Origin of the sequence: Solwaraspora sp. WMMA2101 (assembly GCF_049179175.1) — a bacterium.
GTDB lineage: Bacteria > Actinomycetota > Actinomycetes > Mycobacteriales > Micromonosporaceae > Micromonospora_E.
The window spans coordinates 5,267,260-5,284,387 of record NZ_JBMHMA010000006.1 but is presented as its reverse complement, the minus strand read 5'-3'; the positions used below and the strand labels follow the sequence as shown (position 1 = coordinate 5,284,387).

Genomic DNA, 17,128 nt, shown 5'->3' with positions numbered 1-17,128 from the left:
GCCCCGGGCGCGGGTGAGCGCTGCCACGCAGGGTTGCCGCAAAAGGTGTTCCGGCGGTCACACCGCTGGGCTCCCGACCCGGGTGGGCCAAAGACCTGGAGGCAGACCGCCGAAGTCTGGCTTACTGAGCGCCGGCCGGAACACGGCTGGCGTTCACCGATGGCTGTCCGACGCGATCCGCCTCCAACGGATCGACGATCTCCCCCTGCGCGGTCAGTGTTCCCTGTGCTAGCCGGGTCACGCGGGGCGGCACCGGCGGCTCCAGGTCGGCCATGACGCGCAGGCCGGAAAGGACGTCATCGGGTCGTACCGACGGGGTGACCTGCCGGACGACTAGGTCGAGTATCGCACACGGCACCGAGCTGACCTCGGAAGGTAGGCCGTCCGGGGGTCGGACACCTGGTCCGGCGGGGGTGGCGGCCCCGGCCGCGACCGTCATACGCAGTACCGCGGCGCGGGCGTCGAAGGTGCGCCGCCCCTGCTTGGTGAGGCGCTCGACGAGCACCTCACCGGCGGAGAGGAAGGCTGCGACCGCTGTTTCGGCCTGCGCCGACCCGACGCCGGCGAGTTCGATCCGCCAGTGCGAGGCGTCGATCCGGTCGGCAAGGCTGCCGCCGGCCGACTCCACCGCGGCCAACACGTCGAGCCCGGGTGACAGGGCGGCGTCGAGCGCCACCCTCAGTTCGTCCGGGTCGACGGCCCGCTGCAGGCCGATCTCCAGGTACTCGGCCTCGCTGGCGACGCCGGTCGGCGCGGCGCTGGCGTACGAGATCTTCGGGTGCGGGGTGAACCCCTGGGAGAAGGCGACCGGCGCGTTGGCCCGGCGCAACGCCCGCTCGAACGCGCGGGCGAAGTCACGGTGCGACGTGAACCGCAGCGGCCCGCGTTTGGCGTACCGGATCCGGATCCGCTGGACGACCGGTGCCTGACCGCCCTCCGGCTGTGGCTTCCTGCTGATTGTGACGCTCCTCGGAAAGGGACAAGGGATGTCCGTCATCCTCGCCCAGCCGGGCGAGGTCCGCCAGTCAGCCCGCCGCCGGAGCCCGCAGACCGGTGTTCACCGGCGTCAGGGGCAGCAGTTTCTGCCCGGTCGGGCCGATCTGGATCTCGGTGTCCATCGACGGGCACACCCCGCAGTCGAAACAGGGTGTCCACCGGCAGTCGTCCTGCTCGTACTCGCTCGTCGCGTCCTGCCAGTCCTGCCAGAGCCAGTCCTTGTCCAGCCCGGAGTCCAGGTGGTCCCAGGCCAGCACCTCGGTGGCGTCCCGCTCCCGGACCGTGTACCAGTCGAGGTCGACCCCGTACGCCGGCAGCGTCTCGGCGGCCGCGTCGACCCACCGCTGGTACGAGAAGTGCTCGCTCCAGCCGTCAAACCGGCCGCCGGACTCCCAGACCCGGCGGATCACCGCACCGACCCGCCGGTCGCCCCGCGACAGCAGGCCCTCGATCAGCGACGGTTCGCCGTCGTGGTAACGCAGACCGATCGCCCGGCCGAGCGAGCGGTCGGCGTTGATCGCCTGCTTGAGCAGACGAAGCCGGTTGTCGATGACCTCCGGTGGCTGCATCGACGCCCACTGGAACGGGGTGTGCGGTTTGGGCACGAACCCGCCGATCGACACGGTGCAGCGGATGTCCTTCGACCCGGTCGCCGCCCGTCCAGCCTTGATCACCTCGTGGGCGAGCCGGGCGATCTGCAGCACGTCCTCGTCGGTCTCGGTGGGCAGCCCGCACATGAAGTACAGCTTCACCTGACGCCAGCCGTTGGTGTACGCGGTCACCACCGTACGGATCAGGTCCTCCTCGGAGACCATCTTGTTGATGACCCGCCGGATCCGCTCCGAGCCGCCCTCCGGCGCGAAGGTGAGCCCGGTGCGGCGGCCGTTGCGGGACAGCTCCTGGGCCAGGTCGATGTTGAACGCGTCGACCCGGGTCGACGGCAGCGACAGCGACACGTTCGTGCCGGCGTACTGCTCGGCCAGACCGGAGCACATGTCGCCGATCTCCGAGTGGTCGGCCGAGGAGAGCGAGAGCAGGCCGACCTCGTGGAAACCGGAGTACGCCAGCCCGTCGGCGACCATCTGGCCGACCGTGGTGATCGAGCGTTCCCGCACCGGACGGGTGATCATGCCGGCCTGGCAGAACCGGCAGCCGCGCGTACAGCCGCGGAAGATCTCCACCGCGTAGCGTTCGTGGACCGTCTCGGCCAGCGGCACGATCGGCTTCTTCGGGTACGGCCACGCGTCAAGGTCCATCGTGGTGCGCTTGTGCACCCGGAACGGCACGTCCGCCCGGTTCGGCACGACCCGCTGGATCCGCCCGTCCGGCAGGTAGTCCACGTCGTAGAAGCGCGGCACGTAGACGCTCTCGGTCCGGGCCAGCCGCAGCAGCAGTTCGTCGCGCCCGCCGGGCGACCCGTCGGCCTTCCACTGCCGGACGATCGCGGTGATCTCCAGGACGGCTTCCTCGCCGTCGCCGAGCGCCGCCGCGTCGATGAAGTCGGCGATCGGCTCCGGGTTGAACGCCGCGTGTCCGCCGGCCAGCACCACCGGGTGCGCGTCGTCTCGGTCGGCGGCCAGCAGCGGGATGCCGGCCAGGTCGATCGCGGTCAGCAGGTTCGTGTAGCCCAACTCGGTGGCGAAGGAGACGCCGAACACGTCGAAGTCGACGACCGGCCGGTGCGCGTCGACGGTGAACTGCGGCACCCCGTGCTCACGCATCAGCCGTTCCAGGTCCGGCCAGACCGCGTACGTCCGCTCGGCCAACACGTCCGGCTGCTCGTTGAGCACCTCGTAGAGGATCTGCACACCCTGGTTGGGCAGGCCCACCTCGTAGGCGTCGGGGTACATCAGCGCCCAGCGCACCACCGCGGCGTCCCAGTCCTTGGTCACCGCGCCCAGTTCGCCGCCGACGTACTGGATCGGCTTGCTGACCTGAGGCAGCAACGGCTCCAACCGGGGCCAGACCGACCGGGCAGGCGTCGGGGCCGCACCCGTGGTCGCCGTCGGGGCGGGAACCGCCGTGACACCCATCAAACCTCCTCCAAACCGCACCGGACGCCGGATCAACCACCCAGGGTACGCGTACCCACGACGGCACCGGCGGGGCAACCGCAGGGCCGGGTCCGGCGGTACGCCGGTGACGCTGTTCGCCACGCGGTACTAACCTCGGACGGGTCCGAGAGGAGATGCAACTGCGATGCGGCCGCCGCAACCGGACGAGGATCCCCGTACGGACCAGACGCCCGAGGTCGGCAGTCCACCGACCGCGCCGTTGCCCGACAGCGTCCGCGCCGACGGCACCACCGGCGACGGCACCATCGATCGTCCGAACGACGATCGGACCACCTTCGACGACCGCACCGCCGTCGATCGGACCGCTGTCGACCGCGCCCCGGGCGACGAACCGCCGACGTCGCCCGCGCCGTGGCGCGGCGCGGCGCAGGTCCCGCCGCCCCGGCCGAAGCAGCGCTGGTGGCAGCGCGACCAGGGCCCGGCCGGCCCGCCACCGCCTCGGGATCCCACGCTGCTCCTGCCGGCGGGCGACCTGCCGTCCGACGACCCGGAGACCCGGACGCCGGTGGACCCGTGGGCCGGCGCCGACCCGTGGCCGGTCGCCCATCCCGGCGGTACGCACGACGACTGGGCCGCGACCGACCACCCCGGCTACCCGCCGCCGGCCCACCCGCAGCCGCCGAGCCAACCGCAGGCCGAGCAGCAGCAGCCCCGCCCGCCGCAGGCACCACCGCCGCAGGTCCACCAGGCACCACCGCCGCCACCGCAGGTGGCAGCCCCTGCGCCCTTCACCATGCCGCCGCACGGGCAACCGGCACGTCGCGCGCCGCGCCCGGCCCCGGCCGCCCGGCCGGCTCCACCAGCCCCGCCTCCGCCTCCGGCACCGAAGGGTCCGCCACCGGCCGCCCGTCGGCCCCGGCGCCGGCGCCGCTGGCCGACGACGATGTCACTGTTGACGCTGCTGACGGTGGCCTGCTGCTGCGGCTGCCCCGCCTACTACGGCAAACCGCTGTGGGACCAGTATCCGGCCAGTCCCGCTCTGCCCGGGCAGTTCGCCGACCTGCGGCTGAGCGACGACGGCAACAGCCAGGAGACGGTGGCCCGGCTGGAAGGCGAGATGCGCAGCACCCACCTGCTGGCCGAGGAGACCTTCGCCGGGGTCTACCGGGACGGCAACGGAAAACAGGTGGTGCTCTACGGCATCACCGGGTTCCGGATGACGCCGGGCAGTGACCTCGACGACGAGCTCGGCCGGATCGCCGACGAGTACCAGCTGGACACGGTCACCGCGTTCGACACCGACGACCGGGGCAGCCATCTCAACTGCGGCACCGGGCAGGCCGACGGCACCGACGTGGTGGTCTGTGTGTGGACGGACCACGGCAGCCTCGGCACGGCACTGTTCACCCGCCGCTCCGTCGAGGAGAGCGCCGAACTGACCTACCGGCTGCGCGGCGACGCGATCAGCCGGCAGTGATCAGCCGGCGGTGGTCATTCGGCCGCCGCCGCACCGCCGGGAGCGGCCCGTGGCGGTGCATAACGGGGTACGTACTCCTGGCCGGTGAGCCGCTGGATCTCGCTCATCACCTCGTCGGTGATCCGGCGCATCTCGGACCGGTCGTCGCCCCGGCCGGTGAAGTCCAGCGGCTTACCGAACCGGAAGGTGATCCGGCCCGGCTTGAGCTTCGGCCAGAGCCGCCCGATCGGCTGAATCTCGTCGGTGCCGGAAATCCCGACCGGCACCACCGGCACCCCGGCGGCCAGGGCCAGCCGGGCCACCCCGGTGCGGCCCCGGTAGAGCCGGCCGTCGGGTGAGCGGGTCCCCTCCGGGAAGACCGCCACCTGCCGGCCGGCCCGCAGCAACGGAATCGCACCGTCGAACGCGCTCAACGCCGCCCGGCCGCCGCCACGCTCCACCCGGATCGCCCCCAGGCCGGTCACCAGACCCTTGGTCAACAGCCCCCGCACCCCGGTGCCGTCGAAGTACTCGGCCTTCGCCCAGAACGCCACGTGCCGGGGCAGCACCGCCCCGAGGAAGTACTCGTCGGCGACGGACAGGTGGTTGGCGGCCAGGATCACCCCACCGGTCTTCGGGACGTTCTCCCAGCCTTCCACCTTGGGCCGCCAGCCCAGCAGCAGCGCGGGTCCGACAGTGAGCTTGCCGATCGAATACAGCGGCGGCACGGATCCTCCGGCGACGGGACAGGCGTGGGGTGGGTCGGACAGACACGGTAGCGGACGGGGTCACCCCCCGCCCGGTCAGACCCGCTCGACCCGCACCGACACCGGCTCGCCGTCGCCGACCTCGCCGGCGAACCCCACCGCCGACGCGGCACCCTCGGCAGCCACCGCAACGACCGTGACCTCGTCGGCGAGCACCTCACCGGTGACGAAGTCGCGGTACGCCCGGACCGCCTCGGCGACGCCGTCGCTGGCCGCGACCGTGACCCGGATCCGGTCGGTGATCCGCAGGTCGGCGTCGCGCCGGGCCTGCTGGATCACCCGGACCAGGTCCCGGGCCAGGCCTTCGGCCGCCAACTCCGGGGTGACCGTGGTGTCCAGCACCACCACCCCCTGCCCGGCGGGCAGCGGCGCCGAACTGTCCGGGTCGGCGGCGACCAGCTTCAGCTCGTACTCCCCCTCGGCCAGCCGGACCCCGGCGGCGAGCGGCGCACCGTCGTCGCCCAGCTCCCAGTCACCGGCCTTCACCGCCCTGATCACCGTCTGGACCTGGCCACCCACCCGGGGCCCGAGCACCCGGGGCACCACGGTCAACACCTGCTGGCAGTACGTCTGCACGTCGTCGGTGAACTCGACCGCCTTGACGTTGACCTCGTCGGCGACCAGGTCGGCGAACGGCCGCAGCCGGTCCGCCGCCGAGGTGGCCACGGTCAACGCCGGCAACGGCAGCCGCACCCGCAGGCCACGGGCCTTGCGCAGCGACAGGCCGGCCGAGCAGACCTCGCGGACCGCGTCCATCGCTGCCACCAGGTCGTGGTCGGCGGGGAACTCGGCCGCCGTCGGCCAGTCGGTCAGGTGCACCGACCGTTGCCCGGTCAGCCCACGCCAGATCTCCTCGCTGGTCAGCGGCGCCAGCGGCGCCACCACCCGGGCCAGGGTCTCCAGCACCGTGTAGAGCGTGTCGAAGGCGTCGGCGTCGCCGGACCAGAACCGGTCCCGGGACCGGCGTACGTACCAGTTGGTCAACGCGTCCAGGTAGGTCCGCACACTGGCGCAGGCGCCGGCGATGTCGTAGCCGTCCATCTGCCGGGTGACCTCGTCGACCAGTTCACCGGTCTTGGCCAGCACGTACCGGTCGAGCAGGTGGGTGCTGTCGGTCCGCCGGGTCGCGGTGTGGTCCTCCGCGTTGGCGTACAACGCGAAGAAGTACCAGACGTTCCACAGCGGCAGCAGCACCTGCCGGACCGCGTCGCGCACGCCGCTCTCCACCACCGCCATGTCACCGCCACGCAGCACCGGCGAGGACATCAGCATCCAGCGCATCGCGTCCGAGCCGTAGGTGTCGAACACCTCGTACACGTCCGGGTAGTTGCGCAGGCTCTTGCTCATCTTGCGCCCGTCGGCGCCGAGCAGGATGCCGTGGCTGACGCAGGTACGGAACGCCGGCCGGTCGAACAGCGCCGTCGCCAGCACGTGCATGGTGTAGAACCAGCCCCGGGTCTGCCCGATGTACTCGACGATGAAGTCCCCCGGGTAGTGGTGCTCGAACCAGTCCCGGTTCTCGAACGGGTAGTGCACCTGGGCGAACGGCATCGACCCGGACTCGAACCAGCAGTCCAGCACCTCCGGCACCCGGCGCATCGTCGACCGGCCGGTCGGGTCGTCCGGGTTGGGCCGGGTCAGCTCGTCGATGGTGGGCCGGTGCAGGTCGGCCGGGCGCACCCCGAAGTCACGCTCCAGCTCCTCCAGCGAGCCGTACACGTCGACCCTCGGGTAGGCCGGGTCATCGGACCGCCACACCGGGATCGGTGAGCCCCAGAACCGGTTACGGCTGATCGACCAGTCCCGGGCACCGGCCAGCCACTTGCCGAACGAGCCGTCCTTGACGTGCGCCGGCGACCACTCGATCTGCTGGTTCAGCTCCACCATCCGGTCCCGGAAGCTGGACACGGCCACGAACCACGACGACACCGCCTTGTAGACCAGCGGCGTGTCACAGCGCCAGCAGTGCGGGTACGAGTGGGTGTAGGTGTCGTGGCGCACCAGCACACCCCGCTCCCGCAGCTCGCGGATGATCGGCTTGTTGGTGTCGAACACCTGCTCGCCGGCGTACGGCGGGACCAGTGCGGTGAACCGGGTGTGGTCGTCGACGGTGACGATCGTCGGGATGCCGGCGGCGGTGCAGGCGTTCTGGTCGTCCTCGCCGAACGCCGGGGCCATGTGCACCACCCCGGTACCGTCCTCGGTGGTGACGAAGTCCGCGCCGAGCACCTGGTAGGCGTTCGGGCCGGCCCGGTCGACCAGGAAGTCGAACAGCGGGGTGTAACGGCGGCCGACCAGGTCGGCGCCGCGTACCGTGCCGACCCGCTCGAACCCCTCCAGCTCCTTGGCGTACGCCTCGACCCGCGCCGCCCCGAGCAGGTGACGCTGCCCGTCGCGCTGCAGCACCGCGTACTCGATGTCCGGGCCGACGGCGAGGGCCAGGTTCGACGGCAGCGTCCACGGCGTGGTGGTCCACACCCCGATCCGCTCCGTCGGCCCGCCGGGCTGCGCCGGGGCCAGCTCGAACCAGACGGTGACGCTCGGATCCTGGCGGTCGCGGTAGACGTCGTCCATCCGGGTCTCGGTGTTGCTCAGCGGCGTCTCGCACCGCCAGCAGTACGCCAGCACCCGGAAGCCCTCGTAGATCAGGCCCTTGTCGTGCAGGGCCTTGAAGGCCCACATGACGCTCTCCATGTAGTCCAGGTCGAGCGTCTTGTAGTCGTTGGCGAAGTCGACCCAGCGGGCCTGGCGGGTGACGTAACGCTCCCAGTCCTGGGTGTAGGTCAGCACCGAGCTGCGGCACACCTCGTTGAAGCGCTCCATGCCCAGCTCGACGATCTCCGCCTTGGTGGAGATACCGAGCTGGCGTTCGGCTTCGACCTCGGCGGGCAGCCCGTGACAGTCCCATCCGAACCGTCGTTCGACCCGCCGGCCCCGCATCGTCTGGTAGCGCGGCACCACGTCCTTGACGTAGCCGGTGAACAGGTGGCCGTAGTGCGGCAGCCCGTTGGCGAACGGCGGGCCGTCGTAGAAGACGTACTCGTTGGCGCCGTCCGGGCCGGGGTCGCGCTGGTCGACGCTGGCCTCGAAGGTCTTGTCCGCCGCCCAGTACTCCAGGACCCGGCGCTCCACCGCCGGCAGGTCCGGGCTGGCCGGCACGCCGGTCGCGGCCGGGCCGCCGCTGCCGTCGGACGCCCCGGTGACGGGGCCGGTCATCGGGTACGCCATGGTGGTCGTTCTCCTCGCGCAGCTCACTGTCGTCGTGGTCTGCGAGGACGAACCCGCCGGGAAGGCAACCGGCCGCCGGCCGGGTGCCGCCCACGATGGGCCGCGGTACCACCTCGCTTGACGGTCGAGTGATCGACCGCCCGCTCGTCGGCCGGCTGTGACGGGCCGGACCCGCCCGGTTCTACTGCGGCCGTCGGGTCGACGGCCGGTTCTTCCGGGGGCTCGCCGGTGATGGCCGGGTCGTCGCCTGGTGACACCAAGCGTAGCGGACCGCGCCAGCCGTTTCCGCCGCCCCCGCCCTCCGTGCCCCCGCCCCCCGTGGCGGGGGCACGGGTCAGCGCTCGGCCGCCGGCAGGGTGGTCGACCAGAGCGAGTCGCCGTCGCGGTCACGCAGGTGCACGGTCAGCGCCCGCGACGCCCCGTCGATGTGCACCTCACCGAAGTGTTGGAAGCCCTCCGCCGGGGAGGTGTTGGCGCGCGGCGGGGCGTGCACGAACACCGCCTGCGGGCCGAAGGTGCCGTCCAGCGCGTTGGGCCCGAACCCACCGGCGTGCGCCGGCCCGGAGACGAACTCCCAGAACGGGGTGAAGTCGCCGACCGCGGCCCGCGCCGGGTCGTAGTGGTGCGCGGCCGTGTAGTGCACGTCGGCGGTGAGGAACACGATGCCGGTGACCCCGGCCCGGTGTGCCGCGCCGAGGATCTCGGCGAACTCCAGTTCCCTTCCGGCCGGCGCGCCGTCGTCGCCCTGCGCGATCCCTTCCTGGGCGGCGCCGTCCGGCACGATCAGCCCCAGCGGCAGATCGTTGGCGATGACCTTCCAGGTCGCGGTGGACCGCTTCAGTTCCCGGACCAGCCAGGCCCGCTGCTGCGCGCCGAGCAGCCCACGGCGCGGGTCGGCGTACGTGTTGCCGTCGTTGGGGTCCTTGTAGGTACGCATGTCCAGCAGGAACACGTCCAGCAGCGGCCCGTGCGGCACCACCCGGTACAGCGGACCGTCGCCCGGGGTGGGCAGCCACTCGTGGAACGCCTGTGCGGCGCGGGCGGCGAGCACGTCGACCCGGGTCTCGGTGTACCGGTCGTCGGTGAGGACCTCCCCCGGGTACCAGTTGTTGGTGACCTCGTGGTCGTCCCACTGGTTGAGCTGCGGCACCTGCGCGGCGAACGCCCGCAGATGCCGGTCCAGCAGGTTGTACGCGAACTGGCCGCGGAACTCGGTGAGCGTCTCGGCGACCTTGGTCTTCTCCGGGGTGACCAGGTTGCGCCACACCCGCCCGTCGGGCAGGGTCACCGACTCGGCGAGCGGGTTGTCGGCGTACACGGTGTCGCCGCTGCACAGGAAGAAGTCCGGCGCGCGGCGGCGCATCGCCTCGAAGATCCGCATGCCGCCGAACTCGTCGCTGATCCCCCAGCCCTGGCCGGCGATGTCACCGGTCCACACGAACCGCACATCGGCGCAGTGACGCCGGCCCGGCCGGGCAGGTGGGCCGGTCACCAGCGAGCCGGTCAGTGGTTCGCTGGCCAGTCCGGGCCGGTCCAGACTCGTGACCCGCACCCGGTAGTGCAGTCGCTCGCCCGCCGGCAGCCCGCGCAGCCGCAGTTTGCCGGTGAAGTCCCGACCGGCGTCCAGCACCGGGCCGGGCACCAGCCGGGCGTCGCGCAGGTCGGGTCGGCGGCCGATCTCCACGACGAGCCGGCCCGGCCGGTCCGCCCGGGTCCAGACGACCGCCCGGCCGGGGCCGACGAGGCCGCTCTGCACGCCGTGGGTCAGCACCGGTCGGCCACTGGGCCGCCAGGCCGGGGCGCCCGGTCGGCCGGCACCGGCGGCCGCGCCGGGCCCGCCGAGCAGCGCGCCGCCGGCGAGTCCGGCGCCGGCGGCCAGGCCGGCCCGCAGCGCGGTACGGCGATCAACGAAATCCATCGAAGCTCCTCCTGGGCGAACTGATGTGGCCCCTGAGGTCTATCGATGGAACACAACGGCAGCCACCGGATGAGGTGACCGCCGGGCGACGCCGACACGAACGCCCGACCCGACCGGTCAGGCGTCGTCGGACCCGCCCGACCCGGCCGCGACCAGTCAGGCCAGGTCGGCGAACCAGAGTTTGATCTCCCGGGCCGCGCTCTCCGGAGAGTCCGAGGCGTGCACCAGGTTCTCCCGGTTGGACAGCGCCAGGTCACCACGGATCGTGCCGGCCGCCGCCTTCCGGCCGTCGGTCGACCCGATGAGCCCCCGGACGACGTCGATCGCCTGGTCCCCGGCGAGCACCAGCGCGACCAGCGGACCCCCGGTCATGAACTCCTTCAGCGGCGGGTAGAACGGCTTGTCCACATGGTCGGCGTAGTGGGCGTCCGCCAGCTCCGCGTCCATTTCCCGCAGCGTCAGGGTCACCACCCGCAGACCCTTGCGCTCGAACCGGCCGAGGATCTCACCGACCAGGCCACGGCGGACCGCGTCCGGCTTGATCAGGACAAGGGTACGTTGCACCTCGGTGGGGCTGGACACGCTGACTCCTCCTCAACGGACCGCGACGGCGGGCCACGGCGACGCCGCCCGGTACGGGACCTGGCGCTGTCAGCCTAGTGGGTGGCGGGTACGCCCCGACCGGCTTGCCCACAATGCCGCCGACCCGGGGCCCTGCGGCACGGCCGACACCGGCGGTACGCCGCTGACGGCGCGCCACGACGCAGGCGGATCGGGCGGGTCGACGGACGGCGCGGCATGATGGAGACTCTTCCATCCGCGCCGTGCCCGGCCTAGCCTGGCCATAACGCAGGGAGGTCTACTGTGGCGAACGGCCGTCGACCGGTTTCCACCGCCCGCAAACTCGTCGCGGCGGTGCTCGGCACCCTCGCCACGTTCATCATCCTGTTCGGCGCCGGCATGACGAGCTGGGCGATCGCCGCGCTCGGCGTGGCGCTGCTGGTGCTCGCCATCAGCCTGGTGCTGATCACCGCCTTCCCGGGCGCGGAACGGGCCTGGGTCGCCGGGATCGCCCACGTCCGCAGCGTCTCCGAACCACCGGCGTCGTCCACCTACGGCCGCTGCGAGCTGCAGATCCTGGTCGACGCCCCCGGGGTGCCGCCGCGTTCGGTCAAGATCCGCGATCCACGGGTACCGGTGGCCAAGTGGCCCGACCCCGGCGCCACCTTGCCGATCATGGTGGCGATCGACGACCAACGGCACGTACGGATCATGTGGGACGACGTCCTCACCCACGCGGAGGCCGCCGCCCAACCCACCGAGCTGCCGCCGGAGTTCGACGAGCCCGAGTTCGACCTCGCCGGCGACGACCTGGTGACCGACGACGACCTGCTCGACGGCGACGACCAGCCGCCCTGGGCCCGGCCAGGTCACGACGACGACGATGACCGTTTCGCCGACTCCGACGACCTACCCGTCGCCGAGGCACCGCGCGGGGACGCCGACGACCGCAGGCCGCCCGAGAGCAGGCGGGACCCGGCGGAGAACCCGCGCCCGGACTTCACCCGACCCGACTTCGACCCGGACATCGAGGCACCCACCCCCCGGTCCGCAGACGACCGCCCCGGTGACACCGTCGTGGTGAGCCAGACACCCGGCGGCCCGATCGTCCTGGAAGGCACCCTGGTCGACCCACCACCGGTGCCGCTGCCCCGACGCCCCCGGCCCACCCCGCACGGCACGGCCGGCCCGGAGCAGACACCGACGGCGGGCAGCGGCACCACCGCGGCCACCGACCCGGCACGCGCCGACACCCGGCCGGAAACCACCGTCGGCACGGCCGCCACCGGCACCGCCCTGGCCGATCCGCCGGCCGGCGCGGACCTGACCGGCGACCCGTCGCCCCCTGTCGACATCGACATCGACGTCGACGGGCCCGACACGCCGGCAGACCCCGACGACGACCCCGGTCCGATCCACGGCGTCGGACTCACCCTGCTCGTCGCCGACCTCGACCGCTCGGTCGCCTTCTACCGCGACATGCTCGGCTTCTTCGAGATCGACGGCGGCGACGGCAACGCGGTGCTCGCCTCCGGGCAGACCCGACTCGTGCTGCGGTCGATCCCCGAGGTCGCCCCGGTCAACCGCCGACTCATGCACCTCAACCTCGAAGTCGACGACCTGCAGCGGGTCCACGACGAGCTCAAGTCCAAAGGCGTGCGGTTCACCTACGCACCACGTGCGGTCAACCGTGGTGCCCGGCTGGAGCTGTGGGCCGCCGCGTTCCGTGACCCGGACGGCCACGGCATCGCCATCATCGAATGGCGGGAACGCCAGCGCGGGTCAGCTGAGGATGACCCGACGGACGTGCCAGACGTACGCCCAGACGGCGGCGAACACCAGGCCCACTCCCAGCAGTGACCAGTGCAGCAGGCCGGCCAGCAGCACCGCCGCCTGCAGCACGGTCCCGGCATGCCAGGCCCACCCGTACCGCAGCAGGCCGGCGACGACGACCGCCGCCACCGCCAGGGCCGCGCTGACCGACATCGCCGCCACGCCGACACCGTCGCCCAGCATCCGGATCGGTTGGATCGCGAGCACCAGGACCAGCGCCTCCAGCCCGAGGGTCGCCGCCCCCAGCCCCCGGGCGGCCGCCGCCGGGTTGCGCAGCCCGGACCGGCGCGTCATCGGGTCAGCAGCCGGCGGGCGTCGGCGACGGTCACCACCGAGCCGGTGATCAGTACGCCGACCCCGCTGAGCTCACCGTCGACATCCTCCTCGGCGAGCACCACCGCCGCCTCGATCGCGTCGGGCATGTCCGCCGCCACCCGCACCCGGTCCACCCCGAACGCCTCCACGGCGAGCCCGGCCAACTGCCCCACCGGCATCGCCCTCGGTGACGAGTTACCGGTCACCACCACCGCGTCGGCGACCGGCTCCAGCAGGTCGAGCAGGGCCTCGGCGTCCTTGTCGGCGAGCACGGCGAGCACCACGACAAGCCGCCGGAACGCGAACTCCTCCTGCAGGGCGGTGACCGTCGCCGCCATTCCGTGCGGGTTGTGCGCCCCGTCGAGCAGGATCGTCGGCGCACTGCGGACCCGTTCCAGCCGCCCCGGCGACGACACCGCCGCGAAACCCTGCCGGACCGGCTCCGTGTCGAGCATCCGGCCCGGACCGGCACCGAGGAACGCCTCGACGGCCGCCAACGCCAGCGCCGCGTTCTGGGCCTGGTGGGCACCGTGCAGCGGCAGGAAGATCTCGTCGTAGCGGCCACCGAGCCCCTGCAGTGACAGCATCTGCCCGCCGACGGCGACCGCCCGCTGCGCGACGCCGAACTCGCCACCTTCCCGGGCGATGGTGGCCCCCACCTCGGCGCACCGCTGCAGGATCGGCTCCGCCGCCTCCGCCGGCTGCACCGCCGTCACCACCGTCGCCCCGGCGTGCACGATGCCGGACTTCGCCAACGCGATGTCGGTCACGGTGTCGCCGAGCCACTCGGTGTGGTCCAGTCCGATCGGGGTGATCACGCAGACGCCGGCGGAGAGCACGTTGGTGGCGTCCTCGGCACCGCCGAGACCGACCTCGACGACGGCGACGTCGACCGGGGCGTCGGCGAACGTCGCGAACGCCACCGCGGTCGTCATGTCGAAGTAGGTCAACGGCTCCGCCGCCTGCTTGTCGACCAGCTCGGCCAGCGGGGCGACCTCCCGGTACACGGCGGCGAACCGCTCCTCGCTGACCGGCTCACCGTCCAGGCTGATCCGCTCCCGCACCGTCTCCAGGTGCGGGCTGGTGTACCGGCCGGTGTGCAGCCCGAACGCCCGCAGCAGCGAATCGATCATCCGGGCGGTCGAGGTCTTGCCGTTGGTCCCGGTCAGGTGGATCGACGGGTACGCCCGCTGCGGGCTGCCCAGCAGGTCCAGCAACTGCCCGATCCGGTCCAGGTCGAACACCATCCGGGTGAACCCCCGGCCGTCGAGGGCCTGCTCGACGGCCGCGAACTCGCTGCCCGTACGCCCCGGGCGGGCCGCACCGTCGCCGGAGCGCTCCGGTCGCCGCGCCGTCACGACTGCCCGCCGTCACCGGCCGGCAGCGCCGCGAGCGCGCCCGCGATCCGGGCCAGCTCCGCCTCGGCCACCGCCAACCGGGCCCGGATCTTCTCCACCACCGGGGCCGGTGCCTTGTCCACGAACGCGCTGTTGCCCAGCTTGCCCCGGCACTGCTGGGCCTCACGCTCGGCGGCGGCACGGTCCTTCTCCAGCCGGGCCCGTTCGGCGGCCACGTCGATCGCCCCCCGGGTGTCGAACTCGACGGTGATCTGTGCGGTGACAGCCAGCTTCGCGGTCGCCGAGAAGTCCGCCGCCGGGGTGTCCAACCGGGTCAACGACCGGATCAGCGGCTCGTGCCCACCGACGCCGGCGTCGGCCAGACCGGTCAGCCGGGCGCTGACCCGCTGGGTCGGCCGCAGCCCCTGGTCGGAGCGGAACCGGCGCACCTCGGTCACCACCCGTTGCACCGCAGCCAGCTCTGCCTCGGCCGCCGGGTCGTGCCAGGACCGGTCAGCGACCGGCCAGCTGGCGACCATCACGCTGCCGGCCTGGTCCGCGCCGGCCCGCGACAACGCCAGCCACAGTTCGTCGGTCACGAACGGAATGACCGGGTGGAGCAGCCGCAGCAGCTGGTCCAGCACGTGGCCCAGGACGCGGCGGGTCCGCTCGGCGGCCTCGCCACCCGCCGCCAGCACCGGCTTGCTCAACTCGAGGTACCAGTCGCAGACGTCGTCCCACGCGAAGTGGTACAGCGTGTCGCAGACCTTCGCCAACTCGTACGCCTCGAACTGCTCGTCGACCTGGGTGACCACCTGCTGCAACCGGGACAGGATCCACCGGTCGGTCATCCCCAGGTCGGCTGCGGCCGGCAGCTGCCCGGTCAGATGCGCGCCGTTGAGCAGCGCGAACCTGGTGGCGTTCCACAGCTTGTTGCAGAAGTTCCGGGAACCCTGGCACCACTCCTCGCTGACCGGCACGTCGGCGCCCGGGTTCGCGCCCCGGACCAGGGTGAACCGGGTGGCGTCGGCGCCGAAGCGCTCGATCCAGTCCAGCGGGTCGACCACGTTGCCGTACGACTTCGACATCTTCTTGCCGTACTGGTCCCGGACCATGCCGTGCAACGCGACCACGTCGAACGGCTGACGGCCGTCCATCGCGTACAGCCCGAACATCATCATCCGGGCCACCCAGAAGAAGAGGATGTCGTAGCCGGTCACCAGGACACTGGTCGGGTAGAAGGTCCGCAGGTCGTCGGTCTGCTCCGGCCAGCCCAGCGTGGAGAACGGCCACAGCGCGCTGGAGAACCAGGTGTCGAGCACGTCCTCGTCCTGCCGCCAGCCCTCGCCGGTGGGCGGCTGCTCGTCCGGGCCGACACAGACGACCTCGCCGGCCGGGCCGTACCAGACCGGGATCCGGTGGCCCCACCACAGCTGGCGGGAGATGCACCAGTCGTGCATGTTGTCGACCCAGGCGAAATAGCGCCGGGCAAGCTCCGGCGGCTCCACCCGGGTCCGGCCGTCACGCACCGCGTCGCCGGCCGCCTTGGCCAGCGGACCGGTGTCGACGAACCACTGCAGCGACAGCCTCGGCTCGACCGTGGTCCGGCACCGCGAGCAGTGCCCCACCGCGTGCACGTACGGCCGCTTCTCTGCCACGATGCGCCCGTCGGCGCGCAACGCCGCGACGATCGCCGGCCGCGCCTCGAAGCGGTCCAGACCCTGGAACGGCCCCGCCGCCGTGACCACACCCCGCTCGTCGAGGATCGTCAGGCTGGGCAGTTGGTGACGCTGGCCGATCTCGAAGTCGTTCGGGTCGTGCGCCGGGGTGACCTTCACCGCGCCGGTGCCGAACGCCGGGTCGACGTGCGCGTCGGCGACGATCGGAATCCGTCGGCCGGTCAACGGCAGCTCGACCTCGGTGCCGACCAGATGCCGGTAACGCTCGTCGTCCGGGTGCACCGCGACCGCGGTGTCGCCGAGCATCGTCTCGACCCGGGTGGTGGCCACCACGATCGACGCGTCGCCGTCGCCGTACCGGATGGAGACCAGCTCGCCCTCGTCGTCGCTGTGCTCGACCTCGATGTCGGACAACGCGGTGAGGCAGCGGGGGCACCAGTTGATGATGCGTTCCGCCCGATAGATCAGCCCGTCGTCGTAGAGCCGCTTGAAGATCGTCTGCACCGCACGGGACAGGCCCTCGTCCATGGTGAACCGCTCACGGCTCCAGTCGACCGAGTCACCGAGCCGACGCATCTGCCCGAGGATCGCCCCGCCGGACTCCGCCTTCCACTGCCAGACCCGCTCCACGAAGCGTTCCCGGCCCAGATCGTGCCGGGACAGCCCGTCGGCGGCCAGTTGACGCTCGACGACGTTCTGCGTGGCGATCCCGGCGTGGTCCATGCCGGGCAGCCAGAGCACCTCGAAACCCTGCATCCGCTTACGGCGGGTCAGGGTGTCCTGGATCGAATGGTCCAAGGCGTGGCCGACATGCAGCGAACCGGTGACGTTCGGCGGCGGAAGCACGATCGTGAACGGCGGTCTACCGCTGGTCGCGTCGGCCGTGAAATAGCCCTCGGCTACCCACCGCGCGTACCGTCGCTGTTCCACCTCACCGGGCTGGTACTGCGCCGGCAGGTCGGAGGCGTCGCTGGGGCGGGTCTGCGGATTCTCGGTCACCCATCGAGTTTACGGAGCCGCCAC

At 72.2% G+C, this 17,128-nt stretch carries 11 protein-coding genes; 2 read left to right on the top strand and 9 right to left on the bottom strand.

What is annotated here, in order from left to right; translation table 11 throughout:
* Positions 1-121 precede the first annotated feature (121 nt).
* Together ACN28F_RS25030 and ACN28F_RS25025 are read right to left on the bottom strand one after the other, a co-directional pair.
* The gene (locus ACN28F_RS25030; RefSeq protein WP_421361497.1) at positions 122-877 is read right to left on the bottom strand and encodes a TIGR03936 family radical SAM-associated protein; all 756 of its coding nucleotides are present in this window, start codon (positions 875-877) and stop codon (positions 122-124) included.
* 148 nt (positions 878-1,025) lie between these two features.
* Complete coding sequence (locus tag ACN28F_RS25025) at positions 1,026-3,029, bottom strand: TIGR03960 family B12-binding radical SAM protein (RefSeq protein ID WP_421359967.1); 2,004 nt, start codon at positions 3,027-3,029, stop codon at positions 1,026-1,028.
* A gap of 166 nt (positions 3,030-3,195) precedes the next feature.
* Here ACN28F_RS25025 and ACN28F_RS25020 point away from each other — a divergent pair, with 166 nt between their 5' ends.
* Positions 3,196-4,488 carry a hypothetical protein gene (locus ACN28F_RS25020; protein WP_421359965.1) on the top strand — a complete coding sequence of 431 codons (1,293 nt, stop codon included), beginning with the start codon at positions 3,196-3,198 and terminating at the stop codon, positions 4,486-4,488.
* A gap of 14 nt (positions 4,489-4,502) precedes the next feature.
* Here ACN28F_RS25020 and ACN28F_RS25015 read toward each other — a convergent pair whose 3' ends face one another.
* From ACN28F_RS25015 to ndk, 4 genes are all read right to left on the bottom strand, one after another.
* Positions 4,503-5,195: a lysophospholipid acyltransferase family protein gene (locus ACN28F_RS25015; RefSeq protein ID WP_421359963.1), complete on the bottom strand. Its 693-nt coding sequence runs from the start codon at positions 5,193-5,195 to the stop codon at positions 4,503-4,505.
* 75 nt (positions 5,196-5,270) lie between these two features.
* Positions 5,271-8,462 carry an isoleucine--tRNA ligase gene (ileS, locus tag ACN28F_RS25010; protein WP_421359962.1) on the bottom strand — a complete coding sequence of 1,064 codons (3,192 nt, stop codon included), beginning with the start codon at positions 8,460-8,462 and terminating at the stop codon, positions 5,271-5,273.
* Positions 8,463-8,796: 334 nt separating this feature from the next.
* The gene (locus ACN28F_RS25005) at positions 8,797-10,380 is read right to left on the bottom strand and encodes an alkaline phosphatase D family protein (protein WP_289210304.1); all 1,584 of its coding nucleotides are present in this window, start codon (positions 10,378-10,380) and stop codon (positions 8,797-8,799) included.
* Positions 10,381-10,536: 156 nt separating this feature from the next.
* The gene (gene ndk, locus ACN28F_RS25000) at positions 10,537-10,962 is read right to left on the bottom strand and encodes a nucleoside-diphosphate kinase (RefSeq protein ID WP_289210303.1); all 426 of its coding nucleotides are present in this window, start codon (positions 10,960-10,962) and stop codon (positions 10,537-10,539) included.
* Between the two features lie 282 nt (positions 10,963-11,244).
* Between ndk and ACN28F_RS24995 the strand changes: the two genes are divergently transcribed.
* On the top strand, positions 11,245-12,801 hold the full coding sequence (locus ACN28F_RS24995) for a VOC family protein (RefSeq protein WP_421359960.1): 1,557 nt from the start codon (positions 11,245-11,247) through the stop codon (positions 12,799-12,801).
* On the opposite strand, the gene ACN28F_RS24990 is transcribed toward ACN28F_RS24995, so the two are convergent.
* The 3 genes from ACN28F_RS24990 to ACN28F_RS24980 all read right to left on the bottom strand — a co-directional run bounded on the left by ACN28F_RS24990 (position 12,724) and on the right by ACN28F_RS24980 (position 17,104).
* Positions 12,724-13,068: a DUF4233 domain-containing protein gene (locus ACN28F_RS24990; RefSeq protein ID WP_289210301.1), complete on the bottom strand. Its 345-nt coding sequence runs from the start codon at positions 13,066-13,068 to the stop codon at positions 12,724-12,726. The genes ACN28F_RS24995 and ACN28F_RS24990 overlap by 78 nt on opposite strands.
* A complete protein-coding gene (locus tag ACN28F_RS24985) occupies positions 13,065-14,336 on the bottom strand; it encodes a bifunctional folylpolyglutamate synthase/dihydrofolate synthase (protein ID WP_289210879.1) in 1,272 nt (423 codons plus the stop codon). Before ACN28F_RS24985 ends, ACN28F_RS24990 begins: the two co-directional genes overlap by 4 nt.
* 107 nt (positions 14,337-14,443) lie before the next feature.
* Complete coding sequence (locus ACN28F_RS24980) at positions 14,444-17,104, bottom strand: valine--tRNA ligase (protein WP_289210300.1); 2,661 nt, start codon at positions 17,102-17,104, stop codon at positions 14,444-14,446.
* Positions 17,105-17,128 lie beyond the last annotated feature (24 nt).

Coding starts and splice junctions, on each gene's coding strand:
- ileS (WP_421359962.1), bottom strand. CDS start 8,462: ATGGCGTACCCGATGACCGGCCCCGTCACCGGGGCGTCCGACGGCAGC.
- ACN28F_RS24990 (WP_289210301.1), bottom strand. CDS start 13,068: ATGACGCGCCGGTCCGGGCTGCGCAACCCGGCGGCGGCCGCCCGGGGG.
- ACN28F_RS25020 (WP_421359965.1), top strand. CDS start 3,196: ATGCGGCCGCCGCAACCGGACGAGGATCCCCGTACGGACCAGACGCCC.
- ACN28F_RS24985 (WP_289210879.1), bottom strand. CDS start 14,336: ATGGTGTTCGACCTGGACCGGATCGGGCAGTTGCTGGACCTGCTGGGC.
- ACN28F_RS25025 (WP_421359967.1), bottom strand. CDS start 3,029: ATGGGTGTCACGGCGGTTCCCGCCCCGACGGCGACCACGGGTGCGGCC.
- ACN28F_RS25005 (WP_289210304.1), bottom strand. CDS start 10,380: ATGGATTTCGTTGATCGCCGTACCGCGCTGCGGGCCGGCCTGGCCGCC.